Below are 16743 nucleotides of genomic sequence, written 5' to 3'. Positions count from 1 at the left end.
ACGTCCGGGGGGAAATGCCATGCGTTCCCGGAGGACGGTTGCCGCCGGGGAACCGGATCAGGTCATGCGGCTTTAAGTCTGGCGGTCAGGAACGCAGCAGTTCCCCGGCGATGATTACCTTGCGCACCTCTGTGGTTCCGGCCCCGATTTCGAGCAGTTTGGAGGCGCGATAGAGCCGGTTGATTTCGGTTTCGCGCATATATCCGGTGCCGCCATGGATCTGCACCGCATCGGATACCACCCGGGTGCACTGTTCAGCGGCATAGAGGATCGCAGCGGCGGTGAGCTTGTGAATTTCGCCGCGCCCGCCATCGGCTTCGCTGATCGCATTGGCCGCAGCCAGCGTGCGATAGCAGAAGGTCCGCATCGTTTCGACCGCAGTGTACATTTCGGCCAGCTTGCCTTGCACCAACTGGAATTCCCCGATGGCGCGGTTGAACTGTTTGCGCGTTTTCGCATAGTCGAGCGCCAGATCGAACGCGCGCTCCGCCATGCCCAGATTGATCATGGCGACAATGGCCCGTTCAAGGTCCAGCCCGCTCATCACGATGCCGACGCCCCGGTTTTCTTCCCCCACCAGATTTTCAGCGGGAACCACGCAGTTATCCAGCACCAGTTCGGCGGTGGTGGAGCCGCGAAAACCCATCTTGTCGAGCTTCTGCGCGACCTGAAAACCGGGCGCATCGGTTTCGACGACAAAGGCGGAAATGCCGCGGCTGCCTGCCGCCTTGTCGGTTTTGGCATAGAGCAGGACGACATCGGCGACCGGCCCGTTGGTGATGTACAGCTTTGTCCCGTTGAGGATGTAATGATCGCCTTCGCGCCGCGCGGTGGTGGCCATCGATCCCAGCGCATCGGAGCCTGCGCCCGGTTCGGTCAGCCCCAGCGCACCGATCAGGGAACCATCGCACAGGCCGGGCAGATAGCGCTGGCACAGATCAGCCGAGGCGTTGCGGGCGATATTGTTAAGGCACAGGTTCTCATGCGCGACGTAGCTGAGCGCGAGCGCATGGTTCCACCGCGCAAGGCCCTGTGTGATCAGGCCGCAAGTCATCAGATCGCTGCCAGCCCCGCCGTAGGCAGGATCGGCTGTTACCCCGAGAAAGCCCATCCGCGCCAGCGCGGGCATGGCACTGTCGGGCCACCATTCCTCGTCGTCCATACGCTGTTGCAGGGGCGCGAACTCATCCCGCGCGAACCCGTCTGCAGTGTCGAGAATGCTTTGCTGCTCTTCCGTCAGGCCAAAGGCGTTCATCGGACGCATCCTCTCCTTGTCATGCCCGTTTATCGTGCGATTATTAGATGAATCTCATTCACTATAATCGGGCAGGCGTGCGCAGGCAATGGCGCCTGCGCCGCGGGAACCGCGGGCAGGTGTGGAGCAGAAGTAGCATGGATGGCGGTCAGCCGGGGAGCCGCGCGGTGGCTAGTATCCGCGGGTTTCGATCACGGTATCGGGTTGCTTGAAACCATGGGCCAGTGCGCGCGCGGCGTTGGACAGCAGCAGGGCATCCACGCCCACCGCGGCAAAGTTCGCCCCGTTTGCGAGGAAATGGCGGCTGATTGCGTCGTCCGCCGAAAGGAACCCGGCGAATTTGCCACAGGCCTGCACTTTGCCCATGGCCGTATCGATCGCTTCGATGACATCGGGGTGATTGGGCTGCCCCAGCAAACCCATCGACGCCGAGAGGTCGACCGCGCCGAAGAAGATGCCGTCTACCCCATCGGTCGCGGCAATGGCTTCCAGATTGGCCAGCCCGGCTACGCTTTCGATTTGCAGGATAAGGCAGATATTGTCGTTGGCGGTCTGCATGTATTCCGGATCGTTGCCCCAGCGCGCCGCGCGCGCAATGCCGGACCCGACCCCGCGAAAGCCCAATGGCGGGTACCGTGTGGAGGCGACGATCGTGCGCGCCTGCTCAGCCGTTTCGACCATGGGGATGAGCAGGTTGTTGGCGCCGATATCGAGCAGTTGCTTGATCAGTACCGGATCGTCCGTCGGCGGACGCACAACGGGTGCCACATCGTAGGCCGCAATCGCCTGCAATTGCCCCAGGATGGTGCGCAGATCGATCGGGGAATGTTCCCCATCCAGCAGCAGAAAATCGAAGCCTGCCCCCGCGCTGATTTCGGCGCTGTAGTGGTCGGCCAGGGCGAGCCACAGGCCGAACTGCGGTGCTTGCGCGACTTTTTGCTTGAAGGAATTTTTCATCGTTGGCGATCTGTTACGAAAAAAGGACAGGCCCGACGATAGCGGGACGGTTTGGCTTCTGCCAGAGAGACCGGCTGGCACATTCAGACGGATCGTTTGGCGGGCGGACGGCGGGTGCGGATGGCGGTTATCACGCCCGACAGGCCGACAATCACCATACCGATCATCGCCAGCGTATCCGGCACGTGCCCGAACACCCCATAGCCCAGCAGCCCCGCCCAGAGCAGCTGGAGATAGTTCATCGGCGCGAGCAGCGATGCCGGGGCATAGCGATAGGCCTGCGTAAACAGCCAGTGCCCGAGCCCGCCGAATGCCCCCATGCTGGCCAGCAGCACGATTTCCAGCGCATCCGGGTGCCAGCCATTCCATGTCCATGGCAGGGCCACGCCGAAGATCAGCGACCCGGCCAGCGCGGTGTAGAACAGCAGCGCAATCGTCTGTTCGCTCGCGGCGAGAATGCGCGATAGCAACTGATAGCAAAGGTTCGCGGCAACCGCGCAGAGCGCGAAGATCACGCCGATCGGGTCCAGCCCGCTGCCGGGGCGCACGATCAGCATGACACCGGCAAATCCCAGCAGGGCTGTGAGCCAGCCCGCCAGGCCCACTTTCTCCCCCAGAACCGGCCCGGCGGCGAGGATCACCAACATCGGCGCGAGAAACCCGATCGCAGTTGTTTCGGCAACCGGCATCCGCTGAAAAGCCAGCCCCATAAACAGCGTCACGACCGCCAGGCTCCCCGCCCGCAGCAGGACCAGGCCGGTGCGCTGCGTACTGACCATCGCCTTGCCTTGTGATGGCGCGACTATCGCCACCATCAGCACAAGGTTGCCGATATAGCGGATGGCGGCAAGCGCCGGGATATTCTGCAGTGCCGAAAGGTATTTGAGCGTCGTATCGAGGCAGGCGAACAGCAGCAGACCGCAAACCAGCAGAAATGCGCCCTTGTAGGGGTGCGTCGCGGTCATGCCCGTAATTCCATGCGCAAGTCGCCGCCGATGCAAACCGGCACCGCTTGCCGGTAAAGGGAATACGCCCTTTACCGACGCTTCGCGCTTTCACAAGCGGTCTTGCGCCGCTTCCTCTGCCTGTATCAGGCGCGTTCGGCCCAGAATGCAGAAGGGCCCGTGGTGTCGACCCATTCCGCCCCGACATAGCCGAGCGCGGCCCGCGCTTCGTCGAGCGGCAGATGGAACGCATCTTCATAGCGAGCCATGAAGAACGGGCCAGATTGCCGGCCGACACGCATGCCGCGTTCTACCGCGTTCTGGCACACTGGCCAGACATTGGGGTAATGCAGCATGGTGCGCACGGTGTAGCGCAGGTTCACAAACATCGAGAGCACGGACAGTTCGCCTGCAAGATCGGGGGCGAAATGCTTAAAATGGGTGGTGATGCGGGCCCATGCGGGGACCAGTTCGCCCATGTAGTTGAAATCGCCACCCGTCATGATGTGTTCGAGATCATGCGTCTGGCCACTGCGAAAGCGGAAGTATTCGTACTGCGTTTTCGGCTGAGCCTGATCGTAGATCACCAGATCGAAATTCTGCTGGATCACATCCCGGTAGAACACATGGCCCAGCGTACCTTCGGGGTAGTCTGCGAAGTCCTCGGCCTTGTATGTGGACAGGAACCCTTCCGCGAACCAGCGATCCAGCGCGGGATCACCCTTGCGCGCCTTGGTGAACTGATCCTCGATCCAGTCCATGTCCTGCAAGCTGTCGAGAATGCCGACGATTTCGTACATTTCCGTTTGCGCGGGGCGATCAAGGCCATTGCGCTTCAGCGTGATGTTGGAAATCCAGTCGCGCATGCGCGGATCGTTCAGATACTTCGATGAACTGACCAGAATGCTGCTGTCGGTGGTAACCGGTGTAATGCCGCGCAACAAATAGGGGATGTCGTTCATCCTGCTCTCTCCGGGGAATCTTGTGCCGTTATATTTCGCGTCAGGCGGTATTCTACCGTTCGATGAAAGGCAAGACTCGGACTGCCACAAAGCATGAAAATTGCAGGTCGGACCGGTTGCTGTACCATGGGGCGACCAGAACGAGGGAGAAGACGGGATGGGTATGCTGGATGGCAAGGTCGCGCTGATTACCGGGGCCGGACAGGGCGTCGGCCGGGGAATCGCGGAAGTGTTCGCGGCGGAAGGGGCGGTTCTGATGCTGTCAGGGCGCACGCTGGCCAAAGTCGATGCCGTTGCTGCGGAACTGCGGGGCAAAGGTGCCACGGTGGCGACCATGCGCGCCGATGTCGGGGTGAAGGCCGATATCGAAGCGAATGTGGCGCAGGCGGTGCAGACATTCGGTGGCCTCGATATCCTGATCAACAATGCCCAGACCGTGCATTCCAATGTCACGTTGCTGGACGTGGCGGACGAACAGTTCGTGGAAATGCTCGATACCGGGCCGCTGGCTTCGTTGCGTTACATGCGTGCCGCCTATCCCCACCTCAAGGCGCGGGGTGGTGGGGCCATTGTCAATTTCGCGACGGCAGCGGCCAAACGCTGGGATATGACGGGATACGGCCCCTATGCCGCAGCCAAGCAGGCGATCCGCGCGCTGTCCAAGGCGGCGGCCGACGAATGGGGCGCGGACAATATCCGGGTCAACACGATCGCGCCGATCGCCACCAGCCCGGCCTTCGAGGAATGGGCAATCGAACAGCCCGACCATGCTGCCGACCTGATCCGCCAGATACCTTTGGGGCGCTTCGGTGATCCGCGCAACGATATCGGGCAGGTCGTGCTGTTTCTCGTCAGCGATGCCGCAGCCTATGTCAGCGGGGTGACGTTACCCGTGGATGGCAGCATGGCCAATTTCGACTGACCACACCATGATATAGAATCGCGAATTTGCCAGGCAGAAGATCGGGAAGGACGCCGCCGGTCTCTATGCCGGGCGCCCGATCCCGATCCGCTGCTGTTTCGCCGCCCGTTTATGCGAAAGTGTTGAACGTATCGAAATCGGGGCGCGGCAGGCGATCGAAGATGGTGGCCGGATCGCCATAGCCCAGCGTGCTGATGAAGTTCGATTTCACATTGGGCGTGTCGCCGAAGAACGCCGCATCCACGGCCGCATTGTCGAAACCGGACATCGGGCCGGTGTCCAGCCCCAGCGCGCGGGCCGCGATGATGAAATAGGCACCCTGCAGGGTGGAATTGCGCATGGCCGAGATTTCTCTCAGCGCCTCGTTGCTGGTGAACCACGACCGCGCATCGGTGTGCGGGAACAGCCAGGGCAGTTGTTCATGGAAGGCCATGTCCATGCCGATGATCACGCTGACCGGGGCGTTACGAATCTTGTCGCCATTGGTGCTGCTGGCAGTGGCCGCGAGCTTTTCCTTCGCTTCGGGGCTGGTGCACCATACCAGTCTTGCCGGCATCATGTTGGCGCTGGTTGGGCCATATTTCATGACTTCCCAGATCGCGTGAATCTGGGCTTCGCTCACCGGCTTGTCGAGATAGCCGTTGTAGCTGCGCGCGGAACGAAAAAGCTGATCGAGGGCACTGTCAGGTAAAGGCGCTGTCATGAGGTCTTGATCCGGAAAATGGGGTGAGAAACGAGTCGGTGCGATATCAGGGGCCCTGCCTACACCGATTTGTTTCGATTTGGGGAGTACTCTCTGCAACACCTGAACAGGATGTGGTTTCGTCGCGCACGGACAGTTGATCTCGGCGTGCGATCCGCTCTACCTTCCAACCTATGGAAGGGGTGCAACCAGATACTGCCGCGCGCGCGCAGACGCGGCCTTTGACCGATCGTCAACGTGAACGCCGGGCCGGTATCCTGAAAGCGACCAATGCCTTGTTGGTCAGGCATGGCTACGATGCCGTTTCCATGCGGGCCATTGCCCAGGCCGCCGGTGTCGCCGAACGCACGCTGTTCAATATTTACAGCAGCAAGGATGCGCTTGTCGCGACCTGCGCTCGCGAACGGACGGAAGGCATCATCCAGGAAGCCTGGGAAAAGGCGGCCGACCCGGGCATCGGGTTTGTCCTGTCGCTCTGCGAAACACTGTCATGGCGCACGCTGGAACAGCCGGACGTGGCAAGGGCGCTGGCGCCAGTGCTGGTGCAGCACGCCGATACCGTCGGCTTGCAGGATGTCTATCATCGCTATGTCGGGCGCGCCCTCGATGAACTGGCCCGGAAAGGTTGGCTCGAACAGGCCGATATTGCCATGCTGACCCGGCTGATCGGCATGCGCATGGTCAGCGCCGTCGCCTTGTGGGCTGGACGCGGCATTGGCGATGATGCGCTGGAAACGCACATGCGGCTGGCGATTTGCGAAGTGCTGCTGCCCCATGCCCGAAGCGATTTGCATGCATGGTCGCAAGTGGAGGCCCGGCGCTGCGTGGCCACACTGGCAGCGGAGCCTGCCTAGTACAAATTGCAGTACACTGCATTTTTCCCCGAGGTACTTTTTCCTCGACCCGGATTCGGGCCCGGAAGACGTTTGATAACAAGATCTTCCGGTCATGGGGAAAGGAAGCTTGTATGGCTTTATCGGCAGGACGCGCTGTGCGCGCAGCACTCTTGGTCTCGGTTTTTACTTGTGGTGCGACGGTTACGTCGGCTTTCGCGCAGGACACCGCCGGCGAACCCCAGGCCCCCGAACCTCAGGCCCAGCAAGGCGGAATCGGCGATATCGTCGTGACCGCGCGGCGGCGCGAGGAAAGCATGCAGTCGGTCCCGGTTTCGGTGACCGCGCTGACCGCTGAACAGATTCAGCGTTACGACATGACCAGTCTGGAAAAAATTGCGACGCAAACGCCGCAGTTTACCGTGGGCCGGGCTTCGAATGGATCGGGTGCCCAGCTAACCCTGCGCGGGATCGGGTCATCCTCGACCTCTATCGGGATCGAACAGTCCGTCGCCGTGGTGGTGGACGGGGTCTATTACGGGCAGGGCCGCGTGATCAATGAAGGCTTCTTCGATCTCGAAGGGGTCGAAATGCTCAAAGGCCCGCAATCGCTGTTCTTCGGCAAGAACGCGACGGCCGGGGTGATCTCGCTGCGCACCGCCAATCCGACCGCCACGCCGGAATTCAAGGCGCAAGTGGGTTACGAATTCCGCAGCAAGGAACTGGTGGGTGAATTTGTGGGCTCCGGCCCGCTGACCGACACGCTGGGCCTGCGCGTGGCGGTGCGCGGCTCCAACATGTTCGGCGGTTATTTCAAAAACCGCGGGATCGACAAATATTACAACACCACCGATATCGCCACGGGTGACGTGAATACCCATTTCGCGCCCGCTTTTGACGGCGATAATCCGGGCACGCGCGAATTCCTCGGCCGGGTCACGCTGGCTTACGATCCGGGCGACCGTTTCAAGTTCACGCTCAAGGCCAATGCCTCGCTTTCGGATGCGAACAACAACAGCTGGAACTATGGCCTGTTCCGTTGTGCGGGCGATGCCTATGCGCTCAACCCCAATGTGCCATGCAAACGCAAGTTCAACATTTACCAGAACTATTTCCCTGCCGATCTGGCCGGAACCAATCCCTTCTCCAAGAAAGACGGGGCGCTGTACAACCGGTATCGCAGCTGGGGGATCACCGGCACCGCCGAATACAACCTGGACGATGTCAGCCTGACCTGGGTGACCAACTACAATCGCAATACCAATCGCTGGGCCTGTGACTGTACGTTCGTGTCGACCGATCTGGGGGCGGCCCCTTCGACGGAAAAGACGAGCTATTACGCCTTCTCCACCGAACTGCGCGCGCAGACGACGTTCGACGGCCCGTTCAATCTGCTGGTTGGCGGCTATTACCAGAAGACCAAGCGCGATTACACGCAGTCGGGATCGTTCGGTAATATCGAGGATTCCACCGCACCGGCAGCCTATCGTTATCTCGGATATTTCAAGCGTTCGGAAACCGATGGCAAAACGCTCTCCGCCTATGGACAGGTGACCTGGACCATCCTGCCCAAGCTGGAGGCGACCGGGGGCGTGCGTTACATCCACGAAACCAAGGACAGCTATCTTGTGCAGCCTTACGTGAATGGCGCACTGCAGGCCCTGTTCGTGCAGAACAAGACGATCAACGGGGATCAGACCTTCAACGACTGGTCGCCTGAATTCACACTGACCTGGAAGCCGAACGAAAACATCACCGTCTATGGCGCTTACAAGACCGCCTACAAGTCGGGTGGGTTCTCCAATTCCGGTTTCGTCAGTATCGGCACGATCCCCAGCGATGTGGCTTTCGCACCGGAAAAGGCGCGCGGTTTCGAAGCGGGGATCAAGACCCTGCTGGCGGATCGGCAATTGCGCCTGAATCTGGGGGTTTACAGCTACAAGTACGTCAACCTGCAAGTCGACTTCTTCAACTCGCAGACTTTTGCCTTTATCACCACCAATGCCGGTTCGGCCCGCACCAAGGGTGTGGAACTGGAATTCGAATTCGCCCCGCGCGGTCTTCCCGGTTTCAACCTGCACGGCACCGCCAATTATAACCGTGCGCGTTATCTGCAGTATATCGCGCCCTGTTACGGCGGGCAGTCGATCGCGCAGGGGTGTGACACGCTGTTCCAGGGCGCGCCCGGGCAGGATCTCAGCGGGGCGCCCACCGCGGTTGCCCCCAAATGGACCGGGTCGCTGGGCGCATCCTACGAAACGGAGGTGAGCGATGGCACCGCCTTGGCCCTGTCGCTCGACAGCCGGTATTCCAGTTCCTACCTCGCATCGGGTTTCGGCAATCCGTTGTCGAAGCAGGGTTCCTACCTCACACTGGATGGCTCCATCCGGGTCAAGTTCCACGATTCACGCTACGAACTGGCGCTGATCGGCAAGAACCTGACCAACCGCTTCATTGTCGGCGGCGCGGTCGATGCACCGAACACGGGTTCGGGCACTGGCACGGCGAGCGCGGTCATGGCGGATCAGGTCGGCTTCGTCTCTCTCCCGCGTACGGTCCAGCTTCAGGCAACCGTGCGTTTCTGAAACCTGCGGCCGGCGCATCTGTGTCGGCCGTGGTTTTTTAACAGGAGGACAAGCATGACCGATCTCGGGACCCTGATTGCCAAGGATGCGATCCGCGATCTCTGCGCGCGCTATATGCGGGGGCAGGATCGGCTGGACCATGCCTTGCAACTGGCCACATTCTGGCCCGATGCGACAACCGATTACGGCATTTTCAAAGGCAGCGGTCCGGCATTTGTGGATTTCGCACAGGATCTGCTGACCAGCCATCTGGCAAACCAGCATCTCATCGGGCAGCACCTGATCGAATTTGACCCTGCATCGCCCGATCGGGCGTTCGGTGAAGTCTATTACTATGCCTTCCACCGCATCCTTGATGAAGGCGTGCCCACCGATATGACCATCTGCGGGCGGTACCTCGACCGGTATGAGAAGCGCGGTGACGAGTGGCGTTTTGGCCATCGCACCGAACTGGTCGATTGGGCGCGCAAGGAACCGGCGGCTGACGCCTTCCTCACCACCGAACTGGCGGCCTGTTTGCTGGGCCGCCACGACATGCAGGACCGGTCCTATGATCGGGCCTGGCTTGCCACTGCCTGACCGGGAAACCCAGACATGATCGAGACTCATCGCAAGACCCATATCGTGACAGGTGCCGCATCGGCGGGCGGACTGGGCTTTGCCACCGCACGTCTGCTGGCGCGCGAAGGGCACGCCGTCTATCTGACCGATCTTGATGGGGAAGCTGCGCAAGCGCGCGCCGCAGAACTGAACGGCGAAGGGTTGACCGTGACGGGCCTCGCGCAGGATGTTACCGATCCGGCGGGCTGGCAGGCGCTGGTAGACCGGGTCAAAGGCGATACCGGGCAGATTGACGGTCTGGTCAACAATGCCGGGATCGCGGTGCTGCGCTGGACGCCCGATCTCGATCCCGAAAGCTGGGATCGGCAGATCGATGTCAATCTCAAGAGCGTCTATCTCGGGTGCCGGGCCGTGCTGCCGGTGATGGAAGCGCAAGCATCGGGGGCGATTGTCAATCTGTCGTCCGTTGCCGGCCTTGTGGGCATCCCCGGCGCTTCGGCCTATGCCGCCAGCAAGGGCGGAGTGCGGCTCTATTCCAAATCGATCGCACTGGAAGTGGCGGGCAAGGGCATTCGCGTCAATTCCGTCCATCCCGGTGTGATCTGGACCGATATGCAGAAAGTCGCGATCGCGGATAATCCCGATCAGTACGATGCGATCAATGCCAGTATCCCGATGCAGCGGATGGGCGAACCGGACGATATCGGCAACATGATCGCGTTCCTGCTGTCCGACCGCGCCACATACATCACCGGGGGCGAATTCGTCGTCGATGGCGGATTGACCGCGCAATAATGCGCCTTTGCGTTCCGTAACTCTGCCGGAAAGGAACCCGTGATGGTAGCTGGTCTTTCGTTGCGTGCGATCGTGCTGTTCATTGTGGTCGTGCTTGGACAGATCGGTGGCAGTGTGCTGCTGGGGCGCACGGCGGGGTTCACGCACCTTGGCTGGTCGCTGCTCTGCGCGCTGATCTATGTCATCTCGTTCTATTGCCTGGCGGTGCTGCTGAAAGAAGGGGCGGCGCTGAGCCTGCTGATGCCCTTGATGGCGGCCACCGTACCGATCGGCGCGATCCTGATTTCGGTTTTCGTCTTCGGTGAAGCGGCGTCGTGGATGCGGCTGGCCCTGCTGGGGCTGGCCTGTGTGATCGTGGCGGTGGCCAGCGCCGTTTGACGCGCGGCTGCGGGTGGTGCTGCCTGCACGCGCCTGTGCCCTTTCTTCGCGATGGTTCACGAAGCGCTCGCCCGGGGATGGTCGATGCGCTATGGGCCCGGCATGGCGGAACGATTTGAACGGCACAAACAGCCCTGGACCACTGACGAAGTCCAGAAGCTGCACACGCTTGCCCGCAAGGGTATGGCTTTGAAGGCGATTGCCAAGGCGCTGACCCGCAGCGAGGAATCGGTGAAAGTGCGCGCCAAGGCCGATGGGCTCAAGATCGCAAAGAAGTACTGATGCTGCGCCTTTCGGGATTGTCACTGCCGCTCGATCACGAGCCGGACGCGCTGCCAGACGCGATTTGCGCGCGGCTGGGCGTTACGCGCGAGGAATTGCGCGCCTTCACCATTTTCCGGCGGGGCAACGATGCGCGGCGGCGCACCGCCATTCTGCTGGTCTATACGGTGGATGTCGATCTGGCTGATGAAGCCGCTGTGCTGGCCCGGTTTGCCGATGACAAGGATGTCCGGCCCACGCCGGACATGCAGTATCGCCCGCCGGTTACCGCGCCCCAGGGCTGGGCCGGTTTACGTCCGGTGGTTATCGGGGCAGGCCCGTGCGGGCTGTTCGCCGGGCTGATACTGGCGCAGATGGGGTTCCGCCCGATCATTCTCGATCGCGGCAAAGTGGTGCGGGAGCGGACCAAAGACACCTGGGGCCTGTGGCGCCGGTCCGAACTCAATCCGGAATCCAACGTGCAGTTCGGCGAAGGCGGGGCGGGCACCTTTTCCGATGGCAAGCTCTACTGCCGGGTCAAGGACCCGCGTTTCCTCGGCCGCAAGGTGCTGGAGGAATTCGTCCGCGCCGGGGCGCCGGACGATATCCTGTGGGAAGCGCACCCGCATATCGGCACGTTCCGTCTGGTCACCATGGTGGAAAGCATTCGCCGCACGATCGAGGAACTGGGCGGCGAATATCGCTGGCAAACGCGGGTGGACGATATCGCGCTCGATACCCTGCCTGACGGGCGGCAGCGCCTGCGTGGCCTGCATCTGCATGACGGCAGCTTTCTCGAGGCCGATCACGTGGTCTTCGCTGTGGGCCATAGCGCACGGTCGACCTTTGAAATGCTGCATCGGCGCGGCGTCTATATGGAAGCCAAGCCGTTTTCGATCGGCGTGCGCATCGAACATCCGCAAAGCTGGATTGATCGCGCGCGTTACGGGAACTGTGCCGGGCATCCCTATCTCGGGGCGGCTGCATACAGTCTGGTGCATCATGCCGGCAATGGCCGTTCAGTCTACAGTTTTTGCATGTGCCCCGGGGGCCGCGTGGTTGCCGCGACATCGGAAGAAGGACGCGTGGTCACCAACGGGATGAGCCAGTATTCCCGCGCGGAATTCAACGCCAATTCGGGGCTGGTCGTAGGCATCGATCCGGCACGCGATTACCCCGATGGCCCGCTGGCCGGGATCGAGCTGCAACGTCACTGGGAATCGCTGGCCTATGTCGCGGGCGGATCGTCCTATGCGGCACCGGGGCAGAAAGTGGGCGATTTCCTCGCCGGGCGGGCTTCCACCGAACTGGGCGAGGTTCAGCCCTCCTACAAACCGGGCGTGACCCTGACCGATCTGTCGCAGTGCCTGCCGGCTTTCGCGATCGAGGCCATGCGCGAGGCCTTGCCCGTCTTCGGTAGGCAAATCCGGGGTTACGATCATCCCGATGTGGTGATGACCGGGGTGGAAACGCGCACGTCATCCCCCGTACGGATCACGCGGGGCAAGGATTTCCAGAGCCTGACGACCGAACGGCTGTTCCCCGCAGGCGAAGGCGCGGGTTATGCCGGAGGCATCCTTTCCGCGGCGATCGATGGCATCAAGGTGGCTGAGGCCGTGGCGCGGAGCATCGTGTCCGCCTGACGGCCCCGGTCTATCTCTCCCGACCTGAGCTGCTCATGCCTTGGGCGAACGCAATACCGCCAGTGTCGTCTGCCGATCAGCCACCGGCCGCCCGGCCTGTTCGGCCAATTGCACCGCCGCCCGGATCTGATCCTGATTGGTGGGTTTGTCGACAGGATCGAAATGGCTTTCGAGGCCGATGTTCAGGTGGCCACCCAGCGCGACCGCCATACCCGCCAGTTCCGTTTTGAAGAGATCGCCGCCCCAAACCGACACCGTCCATGGCAGATCGACGCCGTCCAGCATGTCGAGATAGGCCAGCAGCGCGTTGCGTGTGGGGGGCAGGCCAAAGCTGGGGCTGGCTTGCGTGGAGAGACCGTAAGCGCCGCCGAAATAGAAGTTGATCACCGCGCCCGGGGGTAGGGTACCCGCATGATGATAGGCGAGCACGGTGCGCAGGTATCCCGGTTCGTAAATGGCGATTTGCGGCCCCAGTTTCCGGGCGGCAAGCTGTGCGAAGTTCGACCGGATCTGTTCGTAACTGTTGGTGTAATAGGCGCCCATCGGGATGCCATCGGTACCGACTGCGGAAAAACCGACCGAACCCGGATCGCAACAGGCATATTCCAGCCCGATGGCATCGTCGATCAGCGCGACATGATCGAGATCGTGGCACCCGTCGCGAGTGAGCGTGGGATACCACAAGGCATCCGGCCGTTCGCTGCGTATCCGGCGCCACGATGCGAGATAGTCGTCCGCCGCCGCCTGCCCGGACAAAGCGGTCGAGGCATTGTGGCAATGAATGATCGAAGCCCCGGCGTCGTAGCAGGACAGAGCGGTAGCGACGATTTCATCATGCCCGATGGGAATGTGGGGGCTGGCATCCTGGGAACGTTCGCCGTTCATCGAAACGGCCACCACCAGCGGTTTGCCTTGCGCATTTGTGGTCGCGGTCAATTGGGTACTCTCCCTCACTTTTTCTCTTTGGTGAAGGACCTTAGCGCAAAAGCGCAGGACGACAACCATGGCGCTCGCGCGGGGACGTCCCGCCGATAATTGATTCTTGGAACTTCCTCTATTTTATGAGACATATGTATCGTTAAATAGATAAGGGAGAGTGGTAATGGCAGATGTGCGGCGTTTTTCACGCGATACGGCCCCCGGTATGATTGTGGATACGCTGGAACGCGATGGCGCGGTGATCGTGGAAGGATTCCTGGACGCACGCACCTGCGCCCGTATCAATGCGGAGCTCGATCCCCTGCTGGCGGGCCGCGCGCCGAACCATGGATCGCCCAATGCGGCGGTGGAATTCTTCCATGGTGCGCAGACACGCCATGTCACGGGGGTGGCCGCCCATTCGGATACGTTCGTGGCCGATGTCCTGCTGCACCCGTTGTACCAAGTGATGGGGGATCATTTCCTGCTTCCCGCCTGCGCGGATTATCAGCTCAACATCGGACATGTGCTGCAACGGGGGCCGGGGGCAGAGGATCAGTTGCTGCATCGCGATCAGGATGTCTGGCCCCGGTATCTCGCGCCGGTGATCGCACACCGGCAATTTGCGTCTGTTATCGCCCTCGGCGATTTCACGGCGGAGATGGGGGCAACGCGGGTCGTGCCGGGCAGCCATCTTTGGCCGGAAGAACGGCAGCCCCGGCCCGAGGAGATCGCGCAGGCCGACATGGCGGCGGGATCGGCGGTGCTCTATCTCGGGTCCACGCTGCATGGCGCGGGTGCGAATACGACCGACCGCCAAAGGCGCGGCATGCACATGAGCTTTTGCCTCGGGTGGTTGCGCACCGAAGAAAACAACTGCCTGTCGATACCGCTGGATCGCGTACGTACGATGCCCCGCCGTGCGCAGGAACTGCTCGGCTTCGGGCTGCATGACGGCGTGGGCCGGGGGGAAGGGTTCCTCGGCGCGGTGGACAATCAAAACCCGCTTGAATTGCTGGCATCTGGCGCGCTTTGATGCGCCTGCCGTTCAGAGCGGCACGGAGATGCGCGGGCCGCGCCCAGGGCTGTCCGGGGTGCCCGGCTGCGGTTTGGTGATGCCCCGGCAAAGCTGATCGACCAGCCGCGCGCCGAGGTCCGTTTCCGTCTGCAGATTGTCGACCAGCGATTCCACCAGCAGCGTGGATATCAAGGTCTGGATCACCATTTCGACATCGGTGTTCCGGTCGATTTCACCCTTCATCCGGGCCTCTTCCAGCGGGGCCTTGATCCTCTGGATCACCGGCGTCCAGTACGCGATCAACTGCGCGTTGAAGCCGGAATTGCGGGCGGCAAACATGGTGCGGTTGAAGGCCTGCTCTGCCGGGCTGGCCAGAAAGACCCGCAGTTCGGCGGCGATCCGGTGCAGATCGGCTTTCCAGTCGCCTGTCAGGGGGAAATCGAGCTGCGCCGTATGCTCGGCCAATGCTTCGCCGATCAGGCTGGCGCGATCGGGCCAGTGGCGAAAAACGGTCGCCCGGCCGACCCCGGCCAGTCGGGCGACCGCCTGCAGTTCGAACGCGATACCCTCTGTGCGGATCAATTCGATCACCGCATCGGCCACGGCCTTGCGGACGCGTTCGGTGCGGCCACCGGGCCTGCCTATCCTGCCGCTGTTTTGCCGGGTCGTATCTTCGGTTGTCACTGCTATCCCGCCTTGCATCCTAGCGTGTTCTAGCCAGACCCACTGGCGGTGTCATCCCGATGCGGCGGTCCATGGCGAAAGCCGCATCGCACGGGCGCAGCACGGGGCGAAACGGTTCCCATGGGCATGCCCCCTTTGACAGGTCGTTGTAATCTGTAGCAAGTGGCGGCCAAGGTTTTCATGACCAGTTGGAGAGGGTGGGATTTTCGTATGGTAACAACCCGTTGTGATGTTCGGCTGCGGATGGTGTCCGGTCAATGATCCGTCATCGTTTCACGCTCGACGTTACTGAAGTCGCCCAATTTGGCGAGCCGGCGCATCTGGCGGCAGAGCTGCTGCTGCCTGAGGACCGCGTGCCTGAATTGCTGTTCGTGTGCATTCCCGGGGGCGGGATGAACCGCCACTATTTCGACCTGCCCACACCCGAAGGGGAAGCCGAAGTCAGCTTCGCCCGCGTGATGTGTGAAAGGGGCCATGCGGTTGCCCTGCTCGATCCGCTCGGCGCGGGGGAGAGCACGTGCCCCGCCGATGCCTATCTGCTGCATCCCGATCGCACGTCCGCCGCCGCAGGGGCGACCGTCAATCACATCCTTGAAGGCCTGCGTGCAGGCAGCTTCGATCCGCGCTGCCCTGCGGCACCGGGAATCCGGTCAGTCGGTGTGGCGCATTCGCTGGGGGCCTTGATGACCGTGGTCCAGCAGGCGCAATTCCATCAGCATCAGGGGCTGGCCCTGCTGGGTTACCATACGGCGGGCGTACCGGCATATCTGACCGATGCCGATCGTGCGATCGACAAGACCTATGCGCGGGATAACCTGATCGCACTGGCACGGCAGCGGTTTCCCGCTGGACCCTGGCACGAGATGCCGCCATCGACGAGCACCCGGCGCGTCTCGGCCGCCAATGCGATCGAACGGGTTATGGTGACGCCATCGCTGATGGCGATGTTGCCTGATATGGTATCGCCCGATGCAGCGGCTGTGGATGTGCCGGTGCTGATCGGGTTGGGGGATGCCGATCTGCATGGCGATCCCTATCGCACGCCGCAATCCTACAGCGGCAGCCCTGAAGTGACCCTGATCGTGATACCCGAAACACGGCACAACCATTTCGTCTATCCCAGCCGCACTTATCTCTACGACCGGATCGCGCGCTGGGCGGAAAACCTGCCCTGAACGGTTCGGCTGCGCGCGGGCTTGGCGGGCAGGATGCCTGTGCCCGGCCCGCGCGTTGGTTTTTCTGGCCATGGATTGTCCGGGCCGCACCTGCGGCCTGCAGGCGAACTTGACAGCCTGACAGGGCAAACGAATAGTCGGCGGCATGG

17 protein-coding genes are annotated in these 16743 nt (G+C 61.9%); 10 read left to right on the top strand and 7 right to left on the bottom strand.

Annotation, left to right across the window (positions count from 1 at the left end; all coding sequences use genetic code 11):
- Window positions 1–85 precede the first annotated feature (85 nt).
- The 4 genes from EGO55_RS06330 to EGO55_RS06315 all read right to left on the bottom strand — a co-directional run bounded on the left by EGO55_RS06330 (window position 86) and on the right by EGO55_RS06315 (window position 4118).
- On the bottom strand, window positions 86–1255 hold the full coding sequence (locus tag EGO55_RS06330; protein ID WP_210766660.1) for an acyl-CoA dehydrogenase family protein: 1170 nt from the start codon (window positions 1253–1255) through the stop codon (window positions 86–88).
- 171 nt (window positions 1256–1426) lie between these two features.
- Window positions 1427–2212, bottom strand: coding sequence for an aldolase/citrate lyase family protein (locus EGO55_RS06325; protein WP_021690906.1), 786 nt, complete (start codon window positions 2210–2212; stop codon window positions 1427–1429).
- 83 nt (window positions 2213–2295) lie between these two features.
- Window positions 2296–3177, bottom strand: a complete 882-nt coding sequence (locus tag EGO55_RS06320; protein WP_021690907.1) for a DMT family transporter — start codon at window positions 3175–3177, stop codon at window positions 2296–2298.
- A gap of 125 nt (window positions 3178–3302) precedes the next feature.
- Window positions 3303–4118, bottom strand: coding sequence for a Coq4 family protein (locus tag EGO55_RS06315; RefSeq protein ID WP_021690908.1), 816 nt, complete (start codon window positions 4116–4118; stop codon window positions 3303–3305).
- Window positions 4119–4275: 157 nt separating this feature from the next.
- Here EGO55_RS06315 and EGO55_RS06310 point away from each other — a divergent pair, with 157 nt between their 5' ends.
- Window positions 4276–5040: an SDR family NAD(P)-dependent oxidoreductase gene (locus tag EGO55_RS06310; RefSeq protein ID WP_021690909.1), complete on the top strand. Its 765-nt coding sequence runs from the start codon at window positions 4276–4278 to the stop codon at window positions 5038–5040.
- Window positions 5041–5149: 109 nt separating this feature from the next.
- Here the strand turns inward: EGO55_RS06310 and EGO55_RS06305 are convergent, their stop codons facing one another.
- The gene (locus EGO55_RS06305; RefSeq protein ID WP_021690910.1) at window positions 5150–5743 is read right to left on the bottom strand and encodes a malonic semialdehyde reductase; all 594 of its coding nucleotides are present in this window, start codon (window positions 5741–5743) and stop codon (window positions 5150–5152) included.
- A gap of 221 nt (window positions 5744–5964) precedes the next feature.
- On the opposite strand from EGO55_RS06305, the gene EGO55_RS06300 reads away from it, so the two are divergent.
- The 7 genes from EGO55_RS06300 (at window position 5965) to EGO55_RS06270 (ending at window position 12799) form a co-directional block, all read left to right on the top strand.
- Window positions 5965–6597 carry a TetR/AcrR family transcriptional regulator gene (locus tag EGO55_RS06300; RefSeq protein WP_161566030.1) on the top strand — a complete coding sequence of 211 codons (633 nt, stop codon included), beginning with the start codon at window positions 5965–5967 and terminating at the stop codon, window positions 6595–6597.
- 113 nt (window positions 6598–6710) lie between these two features.
- Window positions 6711–9161: a TonB-dependent receptor gene (locus tag EGO55_RS06295; RefSeq protein ID WP_021690912.1), complete on the top strand. Its 2451-nt coding sequence runs from the start codon at window positions 6711–6713 to the stop codon at window positions 9159–9161.
- A gap of 54 nt (window positions 9162–9215) precedes the next feature.
- On the top strand, window positions 9216–9740 hold the full coding sequence (locus tag EGO55_RS06290; protein WP_021690913.1) for a nuclear transport factor 2 family protein: 525 nt from the start codon (window positions 9216–9218) through the stop codon (window positions 9738–9740).
- Window positions 9741–9755: 15 nt separating this feature from the next.
- Window positions 9756–10517 carry an SDR family NAD(P)-dependent oxidoreductase gene (locus tag EGO55_RS06285; RefSeq protein ID WP_021690914.1) on the top strand — a complete coding sequence of 254 codons (762 nt, stop codon included), beginning with the start codon at window positions 9756–9758 and terminating at the stop codon, window positions 10515–10517.
- Window positions 10518–10559: 42 nt separating this feature from the next.
- Window positions 10560–10895, top strand: coding sequence for an SMR family transporter (locus tag EGO55_RS06280; RefSeq protein WP_021690915.1), 336 nt, complete (start codon window positions 10560–10562; stop codon window positions 10893–10895).
- Between the two features lie 102 nt (window positions 10896–10997).
- Window positions 10998–11177, top strand: a complete 180-nt coding sequence (locus EGO55_RS06275) for a hypothetical protein (protein ID WP_040716414.1) — start codon at window positions 10998–11000, stop codon at window positions 11175–11177.
- On the top strand, window positions 11177–12799 hold the full coding sequence (locus tag EGO55_RS06270) for an NAD(P)/FAD-dependent oxidoreductase (protein WP_021690917.1): 1623 nt from the start codon (window positions 11177–11179) through the stop codon (window positions 12797–12799). Before EGO55_RS06275 ends, EGO55_RS06270 begins: the two co-directional genes overlap by 1 nt.
- A gap of 33 nt (window positions 12800–12832) precedes the next feature.
- On the opposite strand, the gene EGO55_RS06265 is transcribed toward EGO55_RS06270, so the two are convergent.
- Window positions 12833–13735, bottom strand: a complete 903-nt coding sequence (locus EGO55_RS06265) for a beta-keto acid cleavage family enzyme (RefSeq protein ID WP_021690918.1) — start codon at window positions 13733–13735, stop codon at window positions 12833–12835.
- Between the two features lie 166 nt (window positions 13736–13901).
- On the opposite strand from EGO55_RS06265, the gene EGO55_RS06260 reads away from it, so the two are divergent.
- Window positions 13902–14753: a phytanoyl-CoA dioxygenase family protein gene (locus EGO55_RS06260; protein WP_021690919.1), complete on the top strand. Its 852-nt coding sequence runs from the start codon at window positions 13902–13904 to the stop codon at window positions 14751–14753.
- A gap of 12 nt (window positions 14754–14765) precedes the next feature.
- Here EGO55_RS06260 and EGO55_RS06255 read toward each other — a convergent pair whose 3' ends face one another.
- Window positions 14766–15419, bottom strand: coding sequence for a TetR/AcrR family transcriptional regulator (locus tag EGO55_RS06255; RefSeq protein ID WP_161566029.1), 654 nt, complete (start codon window positions 15417–15419; stop codon window positions 14766–14768).
- A gap of 257 nt (window positions 15420–15676) precedes the next feature.
- Here EGO55_RS06255 and EGO55_RS06250 point away from each other — a divergent pair, with 257 nt between their 5' ends.
- The gene (locus EGO55_RS06250) at window positions 15677–16594 is read left to right on the top strand and encodes an alpha/beta fold hydrolase (protein WP_021690921.1); all 918 of its coding nucleotides are present in this window, start codon (window positions 15677–15679) and stop codon (window positions 16592–16594) included.
- Window positions 16595–16743: the final 149 nt, after the last annotated feature.

This window comes from Caenibius tardaugens NBRC 16725, assembly GCF_003860345.1.
Taxonomy (GTDB): Bacteria; Pseudomonadota; Alphaproteobacteria; order Sphingomonadales; family Sphingomonadaceae; genus Caenibius; species Caenibius tardaugens.
This window is presented reverse-complemented; position numbering and strand designations above follow the sequence as displayed.

Bases quoted from the DNA above. Each gene is read 5' to 3' on its own strand.
- EGO55_RS06330 (WP_210766660.1), bottom strand. From the start codon at position 1,255: ATGAACGCCTTTGGCCTGACGGAAGAGCAGCAAAGCATTCTCGACACT.
- EGO55_RS06325 (WP_021690906.1), bottom strand. From the start codon at position 2,212: ATGAAAAATTCCTTCAAGCAAAAAGTCGCGCAAGCACCGCAGTTCGGC.
- EGO55_RS06320 (WP_021690907.1), bottom strand. From the start codon at position 3,177: ATGACCGCGACGCACCCCTACAAGGGCGCATTTCTGCTGGTTTGCGGT.
- EGO55_RS06315 (WP_021690908.1), bottom strand. From the start codon at position 4,118: ATGAACGACATCCCCTATTTGTTGCGCGGCATTACACCGGTTACCACC.
- EGO55_RS06310 (WP_021690909.1), top strand. From the start codon at position 4,276: ATGGGTATGCTGGATGGCAAGGTCGCGCTGATTACCGGGGCCGGACAG.
- EGO55_RS06305 (WP_021690910.1), bottom strand. From the start codon at position 5,743: ATGACAGCGCCTTTACCTGACAGTGCCCTCGATCAGCTTTTTCGTTCC.
- EGO55_RS06295 (WP_021690912.1), top strand. From the start codon at position 6,711: ATGGCTTTATCGGCAGGACGCGCTGTGCGCGCAGCACTCTTGGTCTCG.
- EGO55_RS06290 (WP_021690913.1), top strand. From the start codon at position 9,216: ATGACCGATCTCGGGACCCTGATTGCCAAGGATGCGATCCGCGATCTC.
- EGO55_RS06285 (WP_021690914.1), top strand. From the start codon at position 9,756: ATGATCGAGACTCATCGCAAGACCCATATCGTGACAGGTGCCGCATCG.
- EGO55_RS06280 (WP_021690915.1), top strand. From the start codon at position 10,560: ATGGTAGCTGGTCTTTCGTTGCGTGCGATCGTGCTGTTCATTGTGGTC.
- EGO55_RS06275 (WP_040716414.1), top strand. From the start codon at position 10,998: ATGGCGGAACGATTTGAACGGCACAAACAGCCCTGGACCACTGACGAA.
- EGO55_RS06270 (WP_021690917.1), top strand. From the start codon at position 11,177: ATGCTGCGCCTTTCGGGATTGTCACTGCCGCTCGATCACGAGCCGGAC.
- EGO55_RS06260 (WP_021690919.1), top strand. From the start codon at position 13,902: ATGGCAGATGTGCGGCGTTTTTCACGCGATACGGCCCCCGGTATGATT.
- EGO55_RS06250 (WP_021690921.1), top strand. From the start codon at position 15,677: ATGATCCGTCATCGTTTCACGCTCGACGTTACTGAAGTCGCCCAATTT.